This is a genomic window from Virgibacillus dakarensis (assembly GCF_900155625.1).
Classification (GTDB): Bacteria; Bacillota; Bacilli; order Bacillales; family Amphibacillaceae; genus Lentibacillus_C; species Lentibacillus_C populi.
The window spans coordinates 838932-861258 of sequence record NZ_LT732553.1 but is presented as its reverse complement, the minus strand read 5'-3'; the positions used below and the strand labels follow the sequence as shown (position 1 = coordinate 861258).

The window sequence follows — 22327 nt, the reverse complement described above, 5'->3', positions numbered from 1 at the left end:
TGCTTTATATAATTTTATCGATAACCCCGTAATCTTTAGCCTCTTGTGCTGACATGAAATAATCGCGGTCTGTATCTTTCTCAACCCTCTCTAATGGTTGCTCGGTACGTTCGGAGATGATTTCGTTCAGATGCTTCCTCAATCGGATAATACGCCTTGCATTGATTTCAAGATCACTTGCTTGCCCCTTTGCACCTCCAAGCGGTTGATGAATCATTACCTCACTATTTGGTAAAGCAAGTCGTTTCCCCCTCGCCCCCGCTAAAAGCAGCATCGCACCAAAAGAAGCAGCCATCCCCGTACAAATGGTTTGGACATCCGGCTTAATAAATTGCATCGTGTCGTAAATAGCAAAACCGGCTGAGGTTGATCCTCCTGGACTATTGATGTATAACGAGATCTCCTTATCAGAATCCTCCGCTGCAAGGAATAACAACTGTGCGACAATGCTGTTGGCTATCTCATCATTAATTTCTGAACCAAGCATAATAACTCGATCCTTTAACAAGCGTGAATAGATATCATACGACCGTTCTCCACGATTCGTTTGCTCCACTACGTATGGAATAACATTAGACATAATTAAACTCCCTCCTATGCCGCAAAGGAGATACCGCGTTTAAGCCCTTCCAGCCGTGATAATAATGCAGCTAGTTCTATCTGATAAAATGGAACCCACATCGTTTGCCCATCTTTCATTAAAATTGTGATCAGCACATAGGTTAAACTACTACCTGCAACAGGCTGAACAACAGGGCTTATCTCAGAACTCAGTCGCGAACTCGGATCTGCCATTTGCGGCTCCATCACTTCATTTTGATAAAGACGGACAATGGTGATTGGATCTCCATTGCGCAGTGCTGTCACATACGTTGACGTTTTATCTTCTTCCGGGTAAAAAACAGGACTATCATAGGTGATTGATTCTAACCTTTTCCGTGCACGATGGAGTGATGCTTTAACAGCACCCTCACTAGCATCGATCATAAATGCTATTTCCTTTGCAGTGTAACCAAACACGTCAGCGAGCAACAATGCTACTCGTTGTTTCGGTGTCAATTCACTCAGCGCAACCTCCATTGCCTTAAACGTGGCATCCGGCAAGACATTCTCTTCTTGCCCAACTTCAGTTAAATCCGGATTTATTTCTACATTTAATTTTCGTTTACGATACCCATCAATCCATGTATTGGAAGCAATACGAAACAAATATGCCTTGGAAATCGATTTTGGTTTTTTTAACAAATCTTTATACGCCTTCGCTAGGGTCTCCTGCATTAAATCATCGCCGTCCCATCTGGATTTTGTCAGTGAAGCGCAATAATTTCGCAGTACATGCATGTAAGGTTGAATCAAATCAGTAAATTCTTCATTCATTTCAATGGGAGTGCTCTTAACAAGCGGCCGCATGTTTTCCCTCCTCTAAAATCACCTTTCATTTATATAAACGAAAAAAGAATCATAAAAGATACGGGTATGTAAAATTTGTTTATATGCCTACATTATAATACAAATCTCATTTAATTACCTGGCACCCTGGGTTTTGATCATTACTATAAACTCCTCGTTCTGTTACAAATATTTTGCACTACCTCTAAACAGAACAGACATTTTGTTGTAAACTATAGCATAGTGTTTGGAAATACATAAAAATTTTTAGAGGAGAAATGAAAGTGAATGGTACCGCACACGCAGCAATTGGAGCAGCAACAGGATTTATTATCGCCAACACGTATCACACTACCCCTACTGAGACACTTTTTTTAGTTGGAATAGGGACTGTCTCAGCATTAATCCCTGATCTTGATATTGATGGGAAGCTTCGCGGCAAGATTACTTTATCGCATAAAATGATTCAGACTGTTGCGCAGCTGATCGGGATTCTAATGGTATTTTACAGTTTTTATGAGGGAGTCGATCAAGAAAGATATGTCGGTATCGGAATCGGGTTAGGAATGATCGTCATATCGTCCGCTATTAAACAAAAGCACATGTTAATCATTACCGGGATTGGTGTTTTAGCAGGCGGATATTCCCTGCAAGAAACGTGGTTGATGCTCCTTGGTATTTATATCTTAATCGCGTCCGTTGTTTCGCATCGCAGTTACACGCACTCGCTAGCAGGGATTATTTTTTTCGGGGTTATTGCCTCTAAATTGGAAGCATCATTTGGGATGGACGGTATTTTTTATACCTGTCTTGCCGGATATATCAGCCATTTGCTTACCGACAGTAAATTATTACCATTTAATAAACGAGGAATTAAGCTGTTTTTGCCGGTCTCGTCAAAAGAAATATAGTTTGGGACAGGCCCCCGGCGCTTCTACTTAAAGCGGCGAGGTCTGTCCTAAATCAATTCTTTAAATTTATTAATTAGCGACTCCCCCTGATACCCTTCCTCAACCAGTTCTTGCAGCATGTCTTTAATAATTCCTTTTTGCCGGTCGACAATTGTTCCCATAAATAACACATTGATATGTTCGCCAATCAAGTTTATGCCAATTATGGATGTAATAAACGTTGCAGGTGCATTGCTTTCTTTTGTAATTTTAACCTGAATCATAATTTGGTCTTTATTTTCCTGCAAACCCTCGAAAAATGTTTGATACGTATGATCCAAATAAGCTTCGATAACCCAACGATTCAGATCATCTTCCCGGTTAATAACCAAGCCGTCTAGTAAAGGGATCTCGTGCTGGATGATGTCTTCTTCAACGCTTTCAAGAATCTCCAATTTTTTTAATTTGAATGTTTTCATCCATCCACCACCTTCCCTTTGTGTACATTTTACCCGCCAATGTAGGACATTTCAATTTTTTTCCGATTCTCATTTTTCTTTTCTGCTCGTTCATCGGAATAACGATCTGTTCTGCGATGCCACAGAGAAGCCAAATTCCGTTCAAGTTGTTCTTCTGTAAGTCCTTCCCGTAATTTTCCCCGAATGTCATAACCACTTGATGCAAATAAACAAGTATATAATTTTCCATCCGCGGAAAGCCGGATTCGCGTACATGTACCACAGAACGAATCGGTAACCGATGAAATAACCCCTATTTCTCCCCCACCATCTTTATAACGGAACCTGGAGGCAACTTCACCATAATAATTTTCTTCAGCAGCTTCAAGTGGCATTTCCTCGTTAATTTGTTTGATAATCTGTTTTTTGGAAATAACGTTTTTCAAATCCCAACCATTGTGATTGCCCACATCCATAAATTCAATATAACGGAGGATAATGTCTTTCCCTTTAAAAAAACGAGCCATCGGTAAGATTTGACTTTCATTCATCCCCTTTTTGACAACCATATTGATTTTTACCTGCAACCCAGCCTTTTGTGCCGCTTCAATTCCCTTTAATACGGGACGAATTGGCACACCCCTTCCATTTATTTCAGTAAATACGTCATCATCAATTGCATCCAGGCTAATGTTTACTCGCTTTAGACCGGCCTCTTTTAATTTTACCGCTCGTTTCGGTAATAATATACCATTTGTTGTTAATGCAATATCCTTAATTCCTGGTATTTCGGTTAACGCCGCAATCAATTGATCGAGGTTTTTTCGCAGTAATGGTTCCCCACCGGTAATCCGAATTTTTTCGACCCCGAGCTTGGCAAAAGCATTGGTAATTCGGATAATTTCATCAAAACTTAATAATTCCGTTTCAGGTAAAAAGGCGTAATCATTGCCAAAAATCTCCTTAGGCATACAATAGGTACAGCGAAAATTGCACTTATCAATAACGGAAATCCGTAAATCCTTCAGTGATCTGCCAAGTGCATCAGTAGTCGGTGACGTTTTCTCTGGCATTTATCTTCACTCCTTTAAAAAGTAGCCTGGCCGTCCATATCCTCGACAAGCAGCACCTCTACAACTGCTCCTCTCTGATATCCTCTTGTTCCGCCCGGCAAAACCATTAACGCATTCGTATGTGCGAGTGATGTCACCACATTTGATTTATCGATTCCGGCCAGTTTTACCCCGATATTACCACCTTCATAGGTTAAATAACTGCGAACAAACCTGGTAAATGGATTAGGTTTCGGAAAATCCTCTTGTAGTGTTGCCTTGATTCGTTTTAAAAATGGCTGCTTGTTGAACAAATAGTGCTGGATGATCGGACGGGTGAACAATTCAAATCCAACATAGCACGCCGACGGGTTCCCTGATAAGCCAAATAATAGTTGGTTTCCCCTCACTGCAACTGTGGTTACACTTCCTGGGCGCATTGCTATTTTATTAAAAAGCACCTCTGCGCCCAATTTCTCATAGATCGCCGGCATTAAATCAAAATCGCCAACAGATACTCCACCTGTTGTAATTAATATATCCACTTTACCAAGTACGTGTAAAATTGTATCATAACTGGAAGCAAATTCATCAGCTAATTTTCCAAAATAAATACACTCGCCACCGGCACGTTTGATCTGTGACATAATCATGTAAGCATTTGAGTTACGAATCTTTCCTGGCTGCAGTTCGTCTTCAACATCCAATAATTCCGTACCTGTTGCAATTATACCGACAACAGGTTTTTTCGCGACACAAACGTTATTGTAGCCAAACGTTGCCAATAACGCCTTTACCCCTGGGTTTATCAATGTTCCTGCTTCTATTAATACTTCCTCTTCTGCGACTTCTGAAGCTTTGGAAACAATATTTTGCCCTTCCTTCATTTTGCGTTTGATCGACATATAGTTTTTTCCGTTCTTTTCATATACCTTACAAACCTCAAACATAGCAACACAGTCAGCCCCATCAGGTATTTTTGCCCCGGTCATGATTCGGGTTGCTTGCCCTTTCTTTAATGTTTTCATGGGAATCTGTCCTGCTCCAATATGCTCCACCACCTCAAATTCAACCGGATGATCGATTGCGCCCTGCTTTGTATCAATGGAACGCAATGCAAACCCGTCGTATGGCGATTTATCAAATGGAGGGACAGGATGCTTGGCAACAATGGCTTCTGCAAGTCTCCTGTTATCACAATCATCTATAGAAATGATTTCCGATTCACCAAGTTTGCTGTGTTTCATAACATTTGTTACGGCATCAATCACTGGAATTGGTTTTCGCCTTTCCACCATTATATACCAATCCTTTCTACCAGATTTATCTATGTTAAGTGTAACAAAAATATTCCCTAATGGACATTTATCTTTATTATAACGCTCTTTTCCGAAATGAAAATATGATAAACATCACACTTTACCTCAAGTTCATGATTTGAAGTGGTTTTCTTTACGAGAATAAAATAAAGTGAAACTTAGTTCAGTGGGGTTATTTCCGCCTGTTAATGCGTGATAAAATTACCTGGTTACCCAAAAGTTATGTATAATTGTATATATTCAAGATTCACAATTTTATATAGGAGCGTTTTGGATGGTTAAAAAAATAGTACTTCTATTAGTGGTTTTAGCGTTCGTCACTGCTTGTTCCAAACATGAGTCGGTTGTTGTAAAAAAAGAAGCAAACGATGATCCGAACGAAAATCCTGAGCTAGTCGAACAAAATAATGATGATGACGCGAATGAGTTCATTGAATTTGCCTTGCCAGAGGAAAAATGGTTAATTTGAAAATGGTGCCAATTTTAAATTCCTATTTGGAAGCTTCAGCTAATCGGGCAGAAGCGATTAAAACCATGACTATATTACCGATTCAAGCGGGTAATGCCAATTTATATTTGCTCGAATTCTCCTGCAGCAATGATTTATGCTCCTACATATTGCTTGATCAAAGCAAGGATAATCCAGCATTACTTGTGGCAGATTTGGCAAGAACTGTCCAGTCAAAGCTTTCACCGGATAATTCAAAAATCCTTCTGCAGTTTAACCGGGAAGCATCGCTGCCAATCCCGTTAACAAACTTGGTTGTGGTTGATTTAGTGGAATGGGAACAGATTTCCTTAACAAATGAAACAAATGATTTACAGGTATTAGCCTATCATTGGCCAATTATTACAGCTGAATGGACTGACGATCAAACAATCACAGTATCATTACCAGACGTAACAGAGCCTGTCAACAAGCTTCTTCAACAATGGCAGGAAGCCGGAAAGCCGATAACTACTATAGACTTGCAACTGTCAACTAAGTAAAGAAAGATTTTTACCACTTAAAGGAAACGACCCTAAGTGTGTTCAATACGACTGAATAATATAACAATGAACAGAATAAGGCAATTGAAAATAAACCAAAAAGCAGCATGTACAACATGCTGCTTTTTATTCAAATATAAGCTTTTCCGTATGGTCTATCACCACTTTTTCTCCCTCAACTGTAAATTTAGCTTTGCAATATAAGTTATAGCTCCCCTTTTTTGTTTGTTTTATAATAGCTGCATCCTGCGGGTGATAACTGCCTCCTTCCTTTAACACTTTTGTAACCGGGCTTCCTGTATAATCATGATTTTTATAAGCTAGTGAGACAGCTATCAATGGTGTGTTGTGTTGTATTTCAATTGGTTCTTTACCCACGTACTGAATGGAACGATAAACCTTTATACCTTTATCAGCACGCTCAACCCGTACGTGCAGGATAAAATCCCCAGCCCGTTTCGAACTACTTTTATCCGTCACTAATTGTGCATTGCCTCGGGAAAATGCCCAAAGGCTAAATCCGCTTAAGCAAATAATAAATACGATAAAAAACAGCACTTTCCTATTCACCACATATCCCCCTGATCTTTATTATTTATTATGACGAAACAAGTCGTAAAAAAGTTTCATTTTTAGGAAATAAGATTAGCATATTCAGGTAAAAAATAGAACGCATATTTTAAACGAAAAAAACAATTATAACTAGTGATGGTTGAAAAAAAAGGGAGGAATTCATGTGACTGTATCTTCACAGGTAAAACAAACAATTGCTGGATTAAAAAGTGCTCAAGCGAGCTTTGAACAATTTGCATTACAAACTGAAAATAAACAGGCAAAACAGTTGTATCAGAGTGCCGCTCAACAAACACAATCGCTTTTACAACAAGTTGAACCACGAGTACAACAAATCGAGCAGGAAGAACCACAGTATAAACAGTAGGAAAAAATGGAAGTATATGTGTTTGGCTGCACTTCGCAAAAGTGTTTCCAACATTTTTCCAGGGCTGGTTCTAGCCAGCCTCCTTCCTACATAAGGGGTGATCACAATGAAGGTTAAAAAATTAATCGTGTGGTTTGGTCTTATTCTCTTTTTAACTGGTTGTACGCAGGGTACAGATACCGATTCTGCAAACAATGATCAAAATGATGAATTCACCAAATTCACCAAGATTTCCTCCGATAATTTTATTGATCAGGATCCAGCAAATCAGGCTAAAAAGGTTCTGACTAAATACGAAGAAATTAAGACAATTAAAGCGGTGAATACATCCAAATACCTTGTTGTGGGGATTGAAGTGCACCACAACAAACGATTTCAATTAACCGATTTGCGTAAAAAATTCACCAAAGCGCTGAAGAAAAAGTTTCCAAAATTCAAGACAGAATTATCCACCGATAAAAAAATGCTAATCGAACTCGACCGTCTTGAAAATGACATTAACGGAAACAAAATTTCCAACAAACAGCTGGAAAAAGAAGTGAAACACATTATCAAACTATCCAAGGAACAGACCTGACACTGGTCGAATGGGGAACCATCTTCTAATTTTCAAGGAAAAGAGTGATTGGAATGGCAGATAAGAAAAAGAAAAATTTACCTCCACAAGCACAAAGATACCAAGCATTTCAGCAGCAGCGCGAAGTAAAAAGACCATTAGTAAAAAATTGTATCAAAGCATTTTTAGTAGGTGGATTTATCTGTTTTATCGGCCAGCTCATCTCAACGTTTTATATTTATTACTTTGATTTCACCGAGCAAACTGCCGGAAATCCCACTACTGCAACACTTATTTTTCTTACGATGCTGTTAACCGGATTTGGTATTTACGACCGGATTGGTCAATTCGCCGGAGCAGGATCTGCTGTACCGGTTACTGGTTTTGGAAATGCTGTTATCTCTGCCGCAATTGAGCATCGTACAGAAGGATTTGTTTTAGGTGTTGGTGGCAATATGTTCAAACTGGCTGGCTCAGTCATCCTTTTTGGTGTATTCTCCGCTTTTATCATTGCATTGATTAAAACCATTTTAGTTCAATGGGGTGGATTGTAATGTTAACGGGGCATAGAACCTGGATTTTTGAAAACAAGCCTGTCATCCTGTCCACTGGCACTGTTGGTGGCCCATTTGAAGCAAATGGAAACATCCCGAAAGATTTTGATTTGCTTCATGATGATATGTGGCTGAAACAATCCTCATTTGAGCAGGCACAACAAATGATGCTGGAAGAGGCATGCCAATTTGCTATAAAAAATAGCCCAATTGATAAAGGGCAAGTCGAATTTTTTTTTAGCGGGGATTTGATTAACCAAATTACACCGACTAGCTTTGCCGCCAAAACAATGGGGATTCCCTATTTTGGATTATTTAATGCATGTGCAACATCGATGGAAAGTTTAGCGTTAGCTGCATTTCTGATTAATGGAAATGGTGCAAATTATATTTTAAGTGGTTGTGCCAGCCATAATGCAGCAACGGAAAAACAGTTTCGCTACCCGACAGAATACGGTGGACAAAAACCACCAACTGCACAATGGACAGTAACTGGTGCAGGTGTTGCATTAGTTGCAAAAAACGGAACCGGTCCACAGATTACGGCAGCAACCATTGGTAAAGTAGTCGATTTGGGGATGACCGATCCATTTAACATGGGCGGTGCAATGGCTCCGGCAGCGGTTGATACGATTACCGCGCATTTTAAGGAACGGGATGTCGATCCATCCTATTACGACTTAATTATCACGGGTGATTTGGGTCATGTCGGCAGGGAAGTATCGTTTGACATGTTAAAAAAACAAGGCTTGCAATTGGAAGAAACAAAATATGTTGATTGCGGGCTCACGATTTACCGGGAAGACCAGCCCGTTCAATCAGGTGCAAGTGGTGCTGCATGTTCCTCGGTCGTCACCTATGGCCACTTTTTGAACCGTATGCGAAAAGGAGAACTTAATCGTATTCTTGTTGTTGCAACTGGAGCGCTGCATTCTACATTAAGTGTACAGCAAAAAAATCCAATTCCGAGTATTGCCCATGCAGTTTCGATCGAATCAGGGAGTGATCTATCATGATATTTTTCTGGGCATTTGTTATTGGTGGAGCAATTTGTGTAATCGGTCAAATCATGCTAGATGTTTTTAAACTGTCACCCGGTCATACATTAAGTATTCTTGTCGTTGTTGGCGCCGTATTAGACGGGGTTGGTTTATATGAACCGTTAATCGATTTTGCCGGTGCAGGGGCTACAGTGCCAATTACGAGCTTTGGTAATTCCCTTGTTCATGGAGCAATGGCTGAGGCCGAAGCACATGGCCTGATTGGCGTCGTAACTGGTATGTTTGAAGTGACCAGTTCCGGGATATCCGCTGCAATCGTATTCGGCATGATTGGTGCACTGATTTTTAAACCAAAGGGATAGCGGTAGATAAGCACCCGTTTGGTCTGAAATGCGGTTCGGATGATTGCCAGTGAAGTGTGAAAAGCGTTGGATAACAGCTAGCAAGCAAGAGCATTATTTATATTGGAACTCGTCTTCAGAAAGGATGAACGTAATGACTGTTGGATCACAAGTAAAAGGCTGTTTTTCTTCAATCAAGAGTGCAGAAGCTACATTAAGCTTATTAGCGAATAAAACACAGGATCAACAAACAAAAGAAGTATTTGAAAATACACAAAAAATCTTGTCAGAAGTAAAGGAAGACCTGCAGCAGCAAGTTATCTGGCTGGGAACAGAAGAATCACAATACAAATTCTGATCGGAAGTTTGCTGTCTCGGTGATAATAGCAGGTTATACGTTCCTTGTTAAGAAAAGCGCAAGCGCCCGGTTAGCGACGTATAAACTGGACTGAACCGCAGGAGATAAAGGAAACATGCCCCTGCAAAAGGGGTAGACGTGAGTTGGACGCAAAGTCCGCTTTTAGTCGGCCCTCCTTTGTCAAGCGAGCCGATGTTGACTTATCGTAGTGAAGGAGTGTGAAGTTTGCTTGGCTTTAGCGCTGGAGCTGGACGTCGCCAACTCTGACGTAAGCAGAATAGAGCCTAAATTTTATACTTTCTTTACTTCTCAAAAAGGATCGGGCCGGCCAGGTCTCAGGTGCCCTGTTGGAACGGCTGGCGCTAGCACGTCTTGTCGCGTCGAGGTACTGGACGACACAACTTCGCGAGAAGAGCTTACCCAGATGTACTGACTTCTGCATTTGCTATTGACGTGAGCGGGTTTTAGTAGAAAATCCCATACTGCCAACTGGAAACATCCAACTTTTTGAATAACCTCTCTAGAAAGGAATATGTACTATGCCAGAATGGGTAGAGATTATTATCAGAACACTTGCCACGATCGTTGCCCTTTTTCTCATTGCAAAAGGACTTGGCAAAAAACAGTTATCAGAAATGAACATATTTGAATATATCACAGGTATCGTTATTGGGGATATAATTGCCGTACATGCAACAGAACCGGAGTCCAATCTTCTTTATGGTGCTATTGCTGCTTTTTTGTGGTTTATCGTCCCATGGGGTGCAGAGTATCTATCGATGAAAAGTAAAACATTCCGTAATTTTATCGGCGGAAAGAGTACTGTTTTTATACAGAACGGAAAAATAATGGAAGATAACCTGAAAAAAGAACGATATACTGCCGACGAATTACAGGAAGCCTTGCGTGATAAAAATATCTTCAGAGCAGCAGATGTTGAATTTGCCGTTTTGGAGCCATCCGGTACATTAAGCGTTCTGCCTAAAAAGGAAAACCGCCCGCTAACAGCAAAGTATCTTGGAATAGAGGTTCCACCGGATAAACAGCCGGAAACGGTTATTATGGACGGTAAGGTTTTACATGAACCGCTGGCAAACCTGTCATTGAATGTTAACTGGTTAGAAACAGAGCTGGATAAACTGAACGTCAGTATCGAAAACGTTTTTGTTGGTGAAGTTGATAGCGATGGCCAATTAACGGTTGATTTATACGATGATAAAATTGCAGTACCTGGCCCGACAGAAAAACCATTGCTGCTAGCAACACTGAAAAAATGTCAGGCTGACCTGGAGCTTTTTGCCTTGGCTACGGAAAATGAACAAGCGAAACAGTTGTATCAGAAGAACAGTAAAAAACTGACGTCTGCGATTACACGCATTACGCCCTACCTCAAATGATAACGTTTGAAGTAGGGCTTTTCTTGCTCATCCTTCTGTTCAACATGTATGATAAAATATGTTATACATCTTGTTACATAAAGGAGCATAACCAGTATGAGAGAAAAACTGAAAGCTTATCGTTTCCCGTTAATTCTTCTTGTCTCCATCATTGTCGGATCGGTCATCGGGCTTATTTATGGTGATAAAGCAAACGTAATTAAACCACTAGGAGACATATTCCTTAATCTTTTGTTTATGGTGGTGATGCCCCTTGTTTTCTTTTCGATTGCTTCGGCGATTGCCAACATGAATAGTATGAAGCGACTTGGGAAAATAATGGGATCCATGATTACCATTTTTATTGTTACCGGAATTATCGCGTCAGTTGTAATGTTAGTTGCAACTGTACTGTTTCCACCAGGTTCAGGGGCGGATATTCCATTGGAAACACCAGATGACGTTGAACAATCATCATTAGCTGAACAGCTTGTTCATACATTTACCGTACCGGACTTTGTTGATCTATTTTCAAAAGATAATATGCTTGTCCTCATTATTTTCGCTGTACTGGTTGGGGTTGCGACCGGCTTATCAGGCGAGCAAGGGCGCCCGTTTGCCAAATTTTTATCAAGTGGATCAGAAATTTTTATGAAGCTTGTCCAATTAATTATGTACTATGCTCCAATTGGACTCGGGGCTTACTTTGCCTCCCTGATCGGTCAGTTTGGCACCGATTTGATTGGTGATTATGCAAAAGCTGTCCTGATTTATTATCCTGTTGCTGTATTGTATTTTGCGATTGGCTTTACCTTATATGCTTTTTTATCGGGGGGCAGAAAAGGGATTGCACGCTTTTGGAAGAACATACTAAACCCTGCTGTTACCGCGCTGGGGACAGGCAGCAGTATTGCTTCTTTACCTGTTAACCTTGAAGCAACAAAAAGAATGGGTGTCCCGAAAGATATCCGGGAAACCGTATTACCGCTCGGTGCCACCATTCATATGGACGGTTCATGTCTCTCTGCCATGTTGAAAATTGCATTTGTTTTTGGCGTGTTTGATATGGATTTCACCGGAATTGACACGTTTTTAACAGCAATTGGCATCTGCCTGCTCTCCGGGATTGTCATGAGCGGGATTCCGGGTGGTGGTTTTATGGGTGAATTGATGATTGTTACCTTATACGGCCTGCCAATAGAAGCATTGCCAATCATTTCGGCAATCGGGGTTGTAGTTGACCCACCAGCAACTATGATTAATGTTACAGGGGATTCCGTATCAAGTATGCTCGTTACCAGACAGCTGGAGGGAAAAGGCTGGATGGAAAAGGCCGAAGCCGAGTAAGGTTACCAGGAGATTCCAAAGCGCACCTTGCATTTGTAAAAAGGTGCGCTATTCAATAGTTCCGCTTTTCTTATCTATCCTTTGCAATTTCTTTTCTATTTGGCACAAGTGGCGGCTGCTCAAGCCATCTGTTTTTTGTCATCATATTAAACCATTCTTTGGTAACCATCAGATTTTTCAATATGATCTTTTCATAATTAACGACAAGGTCAGTTCGCATTGCTGCTGCAAGCCCTGCTCCATGATAAGCTTGGGAGGTTTGTAATAAAAAGCCAATATGATACAACATTAACTTATCGGAAAAGGGAGATTCTTGCGAAATTGTAACCTCTGTTTCCCAGGACGTTGGGACGGGTAAATTATCATTCTGCAATATCTTACTGAATGATTGGATTTGTTCTTCCGAGGTTTTCTGTGCTGAGTTTAAAAATTTCCTGATTTCTTTTGATTGTGTAACTTGGCTAAAGGCAACAGATAGTGTTTTCTCCAGTATCTTCTTTTTCAGATTAAAGGAGATACTGATAATTTCGGTTGCAGCTAATGGACGTTGGTTCCCAAAATATCCATCCGTAAATTGCTGACTTGAGATAAATTCGGGGTTCTTATCTGGATAAAGGTATGGGTCCCTTTGAAAATGACCCTTTTCTACCAGTAATTCAATCGTTTTGTGATACATTTTCTTACCATCATCATCACAGGAATCATAAAAATGGCGTAAATCTTTTCTGACGGAAGCACTAAGCGCTGTTGTATGTCCCAATAGCCCATGCAGCGTCATAATGTGTAAGTAATGTAAACAGAATATGTCTGAAAATAACCTTTTTGCCCCTTGATTAAGATCTGACTCGGTAAACCCGATCGGAATTGGAAAACCCTCGTTATCGATGAAGGTTGTAATTTGTTTTTTTTGCTTAGCAAACGTTTCGATCGCCTCTTCAAACACACAGCTTATTTTTTCATCTTCTATAATAGACAGCATATATTTATTCATTATATCAATTGCTGTTCCATTAACATACTCGTCCCACAGTGTGCCTATCTCAGAAGATGTTAATTTTAAATCATTTTTATCCACATCATCACCTCATATTTATGGTTCCCATTAATGATGGTTTTATTGATATGTTACAGATTAATTTCCATTTCCACTATCTTATTTCATCCATACCTCGCAATACAAACTTGGCGACGAAGGGGACGGAATCGATAGGTTTATATCATTTTTCTTCCCTCCGTTTAACTGCGGATGTTTACCAGTTGGTTGAATGTGGTAAAGGATTTAAGAGAATAATGGGGGGTATACGGAAATGAAATTTAACCGAATTGAAAATGGCAAGCTGCTCGTGGAGCTGGATAAAACTGAATTAAGCGACTTATTGGATGCCCTGGAATCGTCTCAAAATGAGAAATTACTACGGGACATGGATGAAATAATTTATACCTATTATCGTATCTTAGAAAAAAGACATTCTTCTAGTTAAGGGGATGTCTTAATTATTATTCTTCTCGTACCTGCTTTTGTCCCACCCGTAGACAATTTATACTGCATTTCATCGTTTCCTGTATTACTATTAACGTATGTCCATCTCCTAATCTTTCAATTTTTAGAAACATCTTGATGGCAACACTTTTCTTGCCAATTCGCCAAAAGCACCTGTGGAAGAGTTAGGAGGATGCAAACAAAATGAAGAGCCTGAAAAATGTGTCCAACGATTTATTAATTGAGGCTTTTATGAAGGCAATTGAATTAAAGCTGGACCAGGATTTTTGCGATTTAATAAAAGAAGAAATAAATGATCGCGGATTAATGATCCAATATCAAAAAAATTCACAAGCCTAAAAAACAATGAAAATATAGAACAGAAAGGTTGGGGTAAACCAAGTTAATATTACTTTTAGGAATATCTAAATTATCTGTATAGCAGCGAATAAAATTTTTGAAGGCGTTACAGGAGTGTTTCTGGAAAAAGGGATTAAGGGGGTGGGCAGTCAGATAAAAAATCCTTGGGAAAATCCCATCACTACTGCCCGTTTAAAATAATATGTATGATATAAATGCAATTTTGGAAACCATCTTAAAACGGAACCATCAGGAATTCCAACCCTTGCCCCTTTTTTCCTGATTGACAACCCATAACACCCACTTTAATTCTTTATCGGATAATTCCCGGCCTAATTTTTCTTTAAATTCCTCAACCAGTATGTCAAACCTGTTCAAGCTGTAATTCCTCCCTGTTGTGTATAATCTGTTCTCTACATTACACTATTTTACCAGTTTATTAGTTGGAAAAATACCGATAACATACCGACCACTCCCAGTGGAATAATATCTCCTCAAACCAAAAACGACCGAATCCTTGATGCAGCTTATGAAACTGGTCAAAAAAAATTCCTGCATTATCGATTATTTCATCGTTTTTCATTATATTTCATCCTCACGCTCTTTATATATTTTGGTATTTTCTCCTGTATGACCTATAATATTCAGATCTCTTGTATTACTTCTTTCAACTTGATGAAAGTTTCTTAATTTACAGTACTGTTGTGGTTAACTGTTATGAATTGTAACGAATTTGGCAACAATAATGGAACACAGATTGCTTTCGTATGAAAAGAGGCTTCTAAACATGGCGAAAGGAGGAAGGATTCCTTATGAGAACATAACAGACGCTCAGGAAGTACTTAGCAGATTGACGGTTGAATATTGGCCTGAACAATAATTTTCTAACGTTCAAATGGTGGTTATGGATAACGTTTTCATCAAGTCAACAACAGGAAGTGCTGACTTCTACTGTTGGCGATTGTCGTGGGCGGTTTAAGCAGAAGATCCCGTGCTGCCAATTCTAGAGTTCGCTGCTTATCATTTGGTGACTTTTTGAACATCCTCTAATAATACTCAATACCCATTAACAGAAAAAGAAGGATTAAGATGAAAAACAAAAACACTTATAAATCACCAATAGCAGCCATGCTGTGGTCACTTGCTTTACCGGGGTTTGGTCAATTATATAATGGGGATTTCCTTTTAGGAATAATTTTGATGGTATGGGAAGTTATATTAAACTTGCAATCACATTTAAATCTTGGAATCATGTATACATTTAAAGGAGATTTTGAAAAAGTTGACCAATTGCTGAACTTTGAGTGGGGACTATTTTACCCGTCCGTTTTCAGCTTCTCATTATGGCAAGCGTACAATCGTGCTAAGGCGATCAATCACCGGCATCAATATAATAAAGAATTGAAGCGGGTTTACTTGACTGGTTTTTTTATTGGCCTGGTAACCGGTATGAATATGGGGATAAACTGGCATGAGGGCTTTCTTTCAACTATTTCACCAATTTTTGAGACACCAGTTTTTAGCGGGATTGTTTACGGTCTGACTTGCGCGTTTGTTGGTCATCTGCTTGAACTGGGATTTAAACGATTTAGAAGATCAGACTAACAAGCATAATGATGTAACATCATGCATAAATAAAGAAATTTCTGAAACTGGTCAGTCATTCAGACATTGGTTTAGTATTTATTTCCGGTAAGTTTTTTAACTTGATTCAATTACATTCTATCCGAGTCAGCACTATGATTTCAAACCAACAAGTACAGAACCACCATGTAAGTGATCCTGCACTCATGGATAAACTTTCTTGTCCTAGCCTTTATTACTAATCCGAATCGCTACTTTCCCAAATTGCTTTCCTTTGTCAAGATAATCCATCGCTTCCTTGGCATCTTCCAATCCAAATGCCCTGTCAACCACCGGATGGATCTCATGGGTTTCCATAAACTGCAGCATTTCATAAAGCTCTTCCCTACTCCCCATGGTCGAACCGAATAACTGGTACTGCCCATAGAAAAAGTCGCGTAAATTAAGGTCAACCGTATCCTCTGTTGATGACCCGAAGACAACAATTCTGCCGCCTTTTTTCAAGACCTCAAGTGATCTGTTAAATGTTGCCCGTCCAACACTGTCAATAACGAGATCGACCGTTTCATCTTTTAATGCCTCTAGCCAGTCACTTGCCGTATCAAGAACGTGATCAGCACCTAATTTTTCTGCCGCTTGACGTTTTGCTTCACTGCGGGAGGTTACAATCACACGTGCACCTATATTTTTCGCGAATTGAATAAGGTATGTCGCAACACCACTGCCGGCGCCAGGGATAAATACCGTTTCCCCCGCTTTTAATTCACCTTTCGTAAACATCGCCCGATAACCTGTCAACGCAGACAATGTTAATACTCCTGCTTCATCCCACGTTACGTGTGCAGGCTTTTTCTCCAGTTGTTCAGCTGACAGGACAATTTTTTCAGCAAACGTACCATTATCAGGCATTCCTAAAATATCAAATTCCTTTGGTGGCGCAACACTATTTTTATTCCAGCGTAAACTAGGGTTAACGATCACTTCATCGCCAACCGACAACTGTGGGACATTACTACCGACAGATTCAATGACACCGGCGCCATCTGAACCGATCACAAGAGCTGGGACACCCTCCTCCCGGCGACTCGCGATGAACAGGTCACGATGATTAAGACCAGCAGCTTGAAGGGCAACAACTACCTCCCCATCACCTGCCTGTGGGTCAGCGATATCTTTTACTACCAGATTACCATATTCATGTACAAAAGCTTTCATCAGAATCATCCTTTCCAACTATGTATACTACTTGTTTAACTTTCATTTTACCGTTCACCTTTTGCAGCACCGAAAAACCAATTCAACCCCGATCAGCATTGTGTGCTCCGATGTTTGTACTTTCAAGTTTCCGCTCTGGAATTGTTTAACCAATGTATAAGCACCAATCATGCTAGAAAGTAGTAAGGAATAACTGTAAAGTATACTTACCGCTAACCAAACCTCCTGAGAAACGTCTCCAGCTGCTCCTGATTCGTAATATCATGGGATAACAACGGCACATAAAAGCGTTGCTTATCGGGAAATGTTGCTGCAATCATTTTTAGGTATTGCTTTTCATGCTCTTTCCGCCTCGAGAAAAAGTCCCCATCAACGTCATTGGGCAACACCTTGTTTACAATTAATGTTCGCACATGTAAATGATATTTATCAAGCAATTCAATGGCTTTTTTTGTTTCCAAAATGGGAAGCCGTTCGGGATTTAAAACAAACACAAATCCTGTCACGTTTCCATCCAATAAAAGATCCCTCGCCTGCGAAAAACGCTGCTGTCTCGTTTTTAATACATCGTAAATCGGATCCTCAACCGGTTCGCCATCATTCAGCAGCTGGGTATAATTGTCATTTGTCTTTTTCCGTTTTTCCAGCATACCTTCAATCCAAATACCCATCAGCTCAGGCAATGATAACAGGCGAATGGTGTGACCCGTTGGCGCCGTATCAAAAATAAGTTTATCAAAATGCTTGCTCTCTTCCAAAATGATTGTAATTAACTTATCAAATAACGCTGCTTCATCGGCACCCGGTGATGCTTTTGCGGTATCCAGCTGCCGATGAACCTCCGCAATCATTCCGGAATGAACTACACCTTTAATATTTTCCTTTACTCCTTTTATATAATTGTTTGTTTCGATCACGGGATCAATTTCTAATGCTTGGAGCCGGTCTGTTATCCTTGTTATTGTCCCACCGATTTTATGATTAAAAATATCCCCCAAATTGTGTGCTGGATCTGTCGAGACCAACAACGTTTTATACCCATCCTTGGCTGCTTTCCAAGCAATTGCAGCAGCGGATGTTGATTTCCCAACCCCTCCTTTACCACCGACGAAGATAATTTTTTTCGTGAATTCCTGCATGATAAAAACTCCTTTTTACGGGCCTTTCCCAATGTACTAACATAATAAAACGATTGAAAACAGACGCTGGATAGCCTTAAATCGTTCACAACCATGATGCTTACACGTTTAAGCAGCGGGTTTTTGTCCCTTTTTCTAGCAGCAGCGGATTCCGGTCAGCGGTGATTTTTCTATACCCATCCGCAAATGCCAATCATGGAATTTTTCGATCATATACGGATATAACTCCAGTGTATAATAATAGACTGGATTAGGGATACCAATCATCTCTGAATAAAGCAGCAATAAAAATAAATCATCCTGATCTCTTAATTCCCGGGCTATTTCCTGGCGGTGCGGCATACTTAAAACTTCTTCATAATAGGCAGCCAGTTTTTTTAATTTATCGATCATATTTTCACCCTCCTCTTTCTCGATACCGAAAAGGGATCATATCGTTCATGATCCCTTTCATCATCATTGGAATAAACCTCACTATTTCACATTGATATTATCACCCGGAATATCATCCCTTTTACCTGACAATGCCGCAAACGCTGTCAAGGTAATCCAGACGGCGAATACAAAAATGATTGCACCAAACACAAACAATAATGTGTTTGATTCAGTCCCGAACCATGACCATTGAAAGACAACCTGCTGAAACATGGCATATAGCGTCATAAACATTAAAAAAATCATTGGAATCAACGCGATTGCATAATTTCGGCCCAAACGTTTTAACCAAATTGCAATCATTAATAAGCTAATTCCTGCCAACAACTGGTTGGACGTTCCGAATAACGGCCAAAGGAGATATCCGCCTGAGCCAAACCCTTTTGGTCCCTCCGGTATAAGTACTAGCGCTGCACTCGATACAACCGAAATCGTTGTTGCAACATGCGTTTTTGTTAAAACCGGCATTTTGTATTCGGATCCTAGTTCAGCCACGATATACCGCATAAGCCGTACGGATGTATCCAGTGTTGTTGCTGCAAAGCTTACAACAATGATGGATACAATTGTTGTCGCAACCTCAGGCGGGATCATCAACCCTGCCGCAAGCTTACTCGCACCTTCAACAAAAACATTCAGTCCAGCCCCGTTTGCAGCTGTGAAACTACTGTAGGTGGCCAGGAATTCATCTGTATTGGCAAAGAATGTTACAACTGCAATAATCGCAACTAATGCCAAAGCTCCTTCACCGACTGCCCCTAAATAACCAACCATACGCGCATCTGTCTCTCTATTTAGCTGTTTAGAGGATGTTCCGGAAGACACAAGCCCATGAAAACCGGATATGGCTCCACAGGCAATCGTAATGAATAATAATGGGAACCAGGAAACGTCTGTACCTGTATGTGTCACCGGAGCCGTAATATCCGGATTTGTGAAAATAAGTCCTAAATACAAGATTGCCAGCCCAACGACGAGCTGATGGGAATTAATGAAGTCGCGCGGCTGCAATAACTTCCATACCGGTAATGTGGATGCAATGTATACGTAAACCATTAAAATAATGATCCAAATGAAAAACGCGGTCGAGATAGAACCCAAACCAAATAAACCGCTTCCATCTTCTCCGCCCATGTACTGTACCAAATCGATTTGCAGAAAATCTACCTTACTTGCGACGACCGCTGCAATATACATAATGGCTAGCGCTATTAACGACGGTACAAGCATTTTCTGTTTCCGCTTATAAACAGCATAACCAATCCACACAGCTAAAGGAATTTGGATAAATACAGGCAGCACACTAGCCGGGAATGAAATAAACAAATTGGCAATGACCCAGGCAAACACGGCGTTTACCATTAAAACGAGAATAAGAATAATAAACAAAAATAAGATCTTTGCCCGCTGCCCAATTAGTTTGTTGGCGAGCGTACCAATTGATTGCCCTTTATTGCGGACAGACAGTACCAATGTACCAAAATCGTGGACGCCAGCAGCAAAAACGGTGCCTAAAATAACCCATAAAAAAGCTGGCAGCCATCCCCAATATACTGCTATAGCTGGTCCAACAATCGGAGCTGCACCTGCAACAGATGTAAAGTGATGCCCCCAAAGCACAAACTTATTCGTAGGGACAAAGTCGACGCCATCTTCATATTTATGTGCAGGCGTCTGATAATTCGGATCCAAACGAAAAATCTTTTCCGCGACAAATTTTGAATAGTACCGATAGCCTAAAGCAAAAACAATAATTCCGATAATCGCAACCAAAATACCATTCACTTAACCTACCTCCCCATATTTTAGAAATTTAACCCCTGCATTTGAAAAAGGAGCTTATCCTATTAGAAGCTATGTAATAGGAACATATTTTAGTATCTATTTTAACTGATAATTATGGAAGTGTAAATATTTCGATTCTTAGTTCCTGTTAAAAGAGGAATACTTTTCTTGTGTAGATTTAGGGCGGGCCAATTTATTCATGGATCATTCCAATCATTTCGGTCACACTCCTGCTTATGGCATTGTTGATGTTCGAGTTTCCGGCTAACCGGAAACGGCGAACATCAATGATATCGGGGAATACTAAACCGGTATTTTCAGGCAAGTCACAGTATATACACTGCGAGTAGTGTAGAAATGACGAGTCCGAGGATAACTGGAATAAAGTTTTTGCGAACTAGATCCATCACGGAAACGCCGCAAAAGCCGGCAATCGCAATCAGAGAAGACCAGGCGACAATTGTGCCCCCTCCAGTCCAGATTGCCCCCAATTGACCAATTGCTGCAAGTGTTCCCGTATCAATTCCACTATTATCCAGAGATGCTGCCAGTGCTCCTGTTAACGGCAGCCCGGAAAATCCAGAACCATCCAATCCAGTAATGATACCAATAACCAGTACACTGAATGCAGCAAGCAGTGCACTTTGCGGTAAGAACTCCTGTGTCGATTGAACAATATCAAATAAAAAAGCAGGCGGATTTTCCTCGATTCCCAAAATACTTCCGGAAAAATCAGCACTGCCTAAAAAGAAAAACCCAGCAATCGGGATGACTGGCCCCATAGCCTTAAAGGCGAAGACAAATCCATTAGTTATGTGGTTGCTAATATAATCCAAAGCGTGCTGTCTGCCAAACGCAACAGTGGATAATAGCAGCAAAATAACGGCAACACCTCCGATAAACGCAGCACCGTCACCACCTTCCAGACCACTCATTCGTCCAGATGAAAGCTTTGTATAAATCATATAAATAACAACACATAACAATGCCGACGGAACTAGAATGGCAAATATCCTACTCCAGGTTGGCAAGTGATTAGCCCGAGGTTTATGGCTCGATTCTGTTTCTGTCTGCAGTGCTTGAAGATCCTCTTCAATTAATATGCTGTCTTTTGGCCGGATTGTTTTTCGATAAAGCAAATATGCAACAGTAATTGCTATTCCCCCTGCTATCAGTGATAATAATAAGGCTTGATCCGAAACAATCCCGACATCAATTCCGGCAGATTTGGCTGACAAGCTTGGAGCCACCTGTACTATATAATCAGATGAAAGTGCCATGCCCTGGCCAGAAAGTGCAATCGCAACTGCTGCAGTAACAGCTGGCAATCCTGCACGTACTGCTGCCGGAACAAGTAATGCACAAATTAACGGTACAGCTGGTGTTGGCCAGAAAAATAAGGAAATAACATACGTTACAACAACAAGGACGAAATACGAAACATGTCCATTGACCATTATCCTCTGAATCGGCTGAATCATCATCCGATCCGCACCAAGATCACGTAACGAATGCAATAAAGCCATCATAAATGTAATAATCAGGAAAATGCTGAAAAGCTCTTTCGCTGCAACCAAGTTGGCGTTAAAGATAGACGTAAATCCATCAACAATACTCCCGTTGTAAACCCAGGCAATCACAAACGTCCCCAGTAAGGTTGGCAGTACAACACCACGTTTAAAAATCATCGTCAAAATAATAATAAGTGTAAAGATCCCGTACAACCAATGCGATAATGTCAGCTCCACTTGAACCTTC

Annotated in this window: 27 protein-coding genes; 14 read left to right on the top strand and 13 right to left on the bottom strand. The window is 40.4% G+C overall.

The window, feature by feature from the left end:
* Positions 1-4: 4 nt before the first annotated feature.
* Both clpP and CZ382_RS04295 read right to left on the bottom strand, forming a co-directional pair.
* Positions 5-580 (bottom strand): ATP-dependent Clp endopeptidase proteolytic subunit ClpP, encoded by a 576-nt coding sequence (gene clpP, locus CZ382_RS04300; RefSeq protein ID WP_088049984.1) that lies wholly within the window; start codon positions 578-580, stop codon positions 5-7.
* 14 nt (positions 581-594) lie between these two features.
* Positions 595-1410 carry an RNA polymerase sigma factor gene (locus CZ382_RS04295; RefSeq protein ID WP_088049983.1) on the bottom strand — a complete coding sequence of 272 codons (816 nt, stop codon included), beginning with the start codon at positions 1408-1410 and terminating at the stop codon, positions 595-597.
* A gap of 263 nt (positions 1411-1673) precedes the next feature.
* On the opposite strand from CZ382_RS04295, the gene CZ382_RS04290 reads away from it, so the two are divergent.
* On the top strand, positions 1674-2300 hold the full coding sequence (locus CZ382_RS04290; RefSeq protein WP_088049982.1) for a metal-dependent hydrolase: 627 nt from the start codon (positions 1674-1676) through the stop codon (positions 2298-2300).
* Positions 2301-2347: 47 nt separating this feature from the next.
* On the opposite strand, the gene CZ382_RS04285 is transcribed toward CZ382_RS04290, so the two are convergent.
* The 3 genes from CZ382_RS04285 to CZ382_RS04275 are packed head-to-tail and all read right to left on the bottom strand — an operon-like array spanning position 2348 to position 5087.
* The gene (locus CZ382_RS04285; protein WP_088049981.1) at positions 2348-2758 is read right to left on the bottom strand and encodes a YwpF family protein; all 411 of its coding nucleotides are present in this window, start codon (positions 2756-2758) and stop codon (positions 2348-2350) included.
* 29 nt (positions 2759-2787) lie between these two features.
* The gene (gene moaA / locus CZ382_RS04280) at positions 2788-3810 is read right to left on the bottom strand and encodes a GTP 3',8-cyclase MoaA (RefSeq protein WP_088049980.1); all 1023 of its coding nucleotides are present in this window, start codon (positions 3808-3810) and stop codon (positions 2788-2790) included.
* A gap of 14 nt (positions 3811-3824) precedes the next feature.
* Complete coding sequence (locus CZ382_RS04275) at positions 3825-5087, bottom strand: molybdopterin molybdotransferase MoeA (RefSeq protein WP_088049979.1); 1263 nt, start codon at positions 5085-5087, stop codon at positions 3825-3827.
* A gap of 295 nt (positions 5088-5382) precedes the next feature.
* On the opposite strand from CZ382_RS04275, the gene CZ382_RS04270 reads away from it, so the two are divergent.
* Both CZ382_RS04270 and CZ382_RS04265 read left to right on the top strand, forming a co-directional pair.
* Positions 5383-5577 (top strand): hypothetical protein, encoded by a 195-nt coding sequence (locus tag CZ382_RS04270; protein ID WP_088049978.1) that lies wholly within the window; start codon positions 5383-5385, stop codon positions 5575-5577.
* Positions 5565-6098: a hypothetical protein gene (locus CZ382_RS04265; RefSeq protein WP_088049977.1), complete on the top strand. Its 534-nt coding sequence runs from the start codon at positions 5565-5567 to the stop codon at positions 6096-6098. The genes CZ382_RS04270 and CZ382_RS04265 overlap by 13 nt, the downstream gene beginning before the upstream one ends.
* Positions 6099-6224: 126 nt before the next feature.
* On the opposite strand, the gene CZ382_RS04260 is transcribed toward CZ382_RS04265, so the two are convergent.
* On the bottom strand, positions 6225-6668 hold the full coding sequence (locus CZ382_RS04260) for a hypothetical protein (RefSeq protein ID WP_088049976.1): 444 nt from the start codon (positions 6666-6668) through the stop codon (positions 6225-6227).
* A gap of 166 nt (positions 6669-6834) precedes the next feature.
* On the opposite strand from CZ382_RS04260, the gene CZ382_RS04255 reads away from it, so the two are divergent.
* The 8 genes from CZ382_RS04255 (at position 6835) to CZ382_RS04215 (ending at position 12571) form a co-directional block, all read left to right on the top strand.
* On the top strand, positions 6835-7038 hold the full coding sequence (locus CZ382_RS04255; RefSeq protein ID WP_088049975.1) for a DUF1657 domain-containing protein: 204 nt from the start codon (positions 6835-6837) through the stop codon (positions 7036-7038).
* A 106-nt stretch (positions 7039-7144) separates the two neighbouring features.
* Complete coding sequence (locus CZ382_RS04250; RefSeq protein WP_088049974.1) at positions 7145-7615, top strand: hypothetical protein; 471 nt, start codon at positions 7145-7147, stop codon at positions 7613-7615.
* A gap of 53 nt (positions 7616-7668) precedes the next feature.
* The gene (gene spoVAC, locus CZ382_RS04245) at positions 7669-8148 is read left to right on the top strand and encodes a stage V sporulation protein AC (protein ID WP_088049973.1); all 480 of its coding nucleotides are present in this window, start codon (positions 7669-7671) and stop codon (positions 8146-8148) included.
* Positions 8148-9164: a stage V sporulation protein AD gene (spoVAD, locus tag CZ382_RS04240; RefSeq protein ID WP_088049972.1), complete on the top strand. Its 1017-nt coding sequence runs from the start codon at positions 8148-8150 to the stop codon at positions 9162-9164. The genes spoVAC and spoVAD overlap by 1 nt, the downstream gene beginning before the upstream one ends.
* Positions 9161-9511 (top strand): stage V sporulation protein AE, encoded by a 351-nt coding sequence (spoVAE, locus tag CZ382_RS04235; RefSeq protein ID WP_088049971.1) that lies wholly within the window; start codon positions 9161-9163, stop codon positions 9509-9511. The genes spoVAD and spoVAE overlap by 4 nt, the downstream gene beginning before the upstream one ends.
* 133 nt (positions 9512-9644) lie before the next feature.
* Positions 9645-9848, top strand: coding sequence for a DUF1657 domain-containing protein (locus tag CZ382_RS04230; protein WP_088049970.1), 204 nt, complete (start codon positions 9645-9647; stop codon positions 9846-9848).
* 539 nt (positions 9849-10387) lie between these two features.
* The gene (locus CZ382_RS04220; protein ID WP_088049968.1) at positions 10388-11245 is read left to right on the top strand and encodes a DUF421 domain-containing protein; all 858 of its coding nucleotides are present in this window, start codon (positions 10388-10390) and stop codon (positions 11243-11245) included.
* A 96-nt stretch (positions 11246-11341) separates the two neighbouring features.
* Positions 11342-12571, top strand: coding sequence for a dicarboxylate/amino acid:cation symporter (locus tag CZ382_RS04215; RefSeq protein ID WP_088049967.1), 1230 nt, complete (start codon positions 11342-11344; stop codon positions 12569-12571).
* Positions 12572-12641: 70 nt separating this feature from the next.
* Here the strand turns inward: CZ382_RS04215 and CZ382_RS04210 are convergent, their stop codons facing one another.
* Positions 12642-13646 carry a DUF3231 family protein gene (locus CZ382_RS04210; protein ID WP_088049966.1) on the bottom strand — a complete coding sequence of 335 codons (1005 nt, stop codon included), beginning with the start codon at positions 13644-13646 and terminating at the stop codon, positions 12642-12644.
* A 232-nt stretch (positions 13647-13878) separates the two neighbouring features.
* Here CZ382_RS04210 and CZ382_RS23650 point away from each other — a divergent pair, with 232 nt between their 5' ends.
* Both CZ382_RS23650 and sda read left to right on the top strand, forming a co-directional pair.
* Positions 13879-14052, top strand: coding sequence for a hypothetical protein (locus CZ382_RS23650; RefSeq protein ID WP_159457762.1), 174 nt, complete (start codon positions 13879-13881; stop codon positions 14050-14052).
* Between the two features lie 203 nt (positions 14053-14255).
* Positions 14256-14411: a sporulation histidine kinase inhibitor Sda gene (gene sda / locus CZ382_RS04205; RefSeq protein ID WP_088049965.1), complete on the top strand. Its 156-nt coding sequence runs from the start codon at positions 14256-14258 to the stop codon at positions 14409-14411.
* Between the two features lie 249 nt (positions 14412-14660).
* Here the strand turns inward: sda and CZ382_RS24505 are convergent, their stop codons facing one another.
* Complete coding sequence (locus CZ382_RS24505) at positions 14661-14789, bottom strand: hypothetical protein (RefSeq protein ID WP_268811310.1); 129 nt, start codon at positions 14787-14789, stop codon at positions 14661-14663.
* Between the two features lie 711 nt (positions 14790-15500).
* On the opposite strand from CZ382_RS24505, the gene CZ382_RS04200 reads away from it, so the two are divergent.
* Entirely contained in the window at positions 15501-16016 is a 516-nt protein-coding gene (locus CZ382_RS04200; RefSeq protein ID WP_088049964.1) for a hypothetical protein, read from the top strand.
* A 204-nt stretch (positions 16017-16220) separates the two neighbouring features.
* Here CZ382_RS04200 and CZ382_RS04195 read toward each other — a convergent pair whose 3' ends face one another.
* The 5 genes from CZ382_RS04195 to CZ382_RS04175 form a co-directional block, all read right to left on the bottom strand.
* Positions 16221-17210, bottom strand: coding sequence for a zinc-binding dehydrogenase (locus CZ382_RS04195; RefSeq protein ID WP_088049963.1), 990 nt, complete (start codon positions 17208-17210; stop codon positions 16221-16223).
* Between the two features lie 212 nt (positions 17211-17422).
* Positions 17423-18349, bottom strand: a complete 927-nt coding sequence (locus tag CZ382_RS04190; RefSeq protein WP_088049962.1) for an ArsA family ATPase — start codon at positions 18347-18349, stop codon at positions 17423-17425.
* 135 nt (positions 18350-18484) lie between these two features.
* Complete coding sequence (locus CZ382_RS04185) at positions 18485-18742, bottom strand: cory-CC-star protein (RefSeq protein WP_088049961.1); 258 nt, start codon at positions 18740-18742, stop codon at positions 18485-18487.
* A gap of 81 nt (positions 18743-18823) precedes the next feature.
* Positions 18824-20569 carry a carbon starvation CstA family protein gene (locus tag CZ382_RS04180; protein WP_088049960.1) on the bottom strand — a complete coding sequence of 582 codons (1746 nt, stop codon included), beginning with the start codon at positions 20567-20569 and terminating at the stop codon, positions 18824-18826.
* A 326-nt stretch (positions 20570-20895) separates the two neighbouring features.
* Positions 20896-22317, bottom strand: a complete 1422-nt coding sequence (locus CZ382_RS04175) for a hypothetical protein (protein WP_088049959.1) — start codon at positions 22315-22317, stop codon at positions 20896-20898.
* Positions 22318-22327 lie beyond the last annotated feature (10 nt).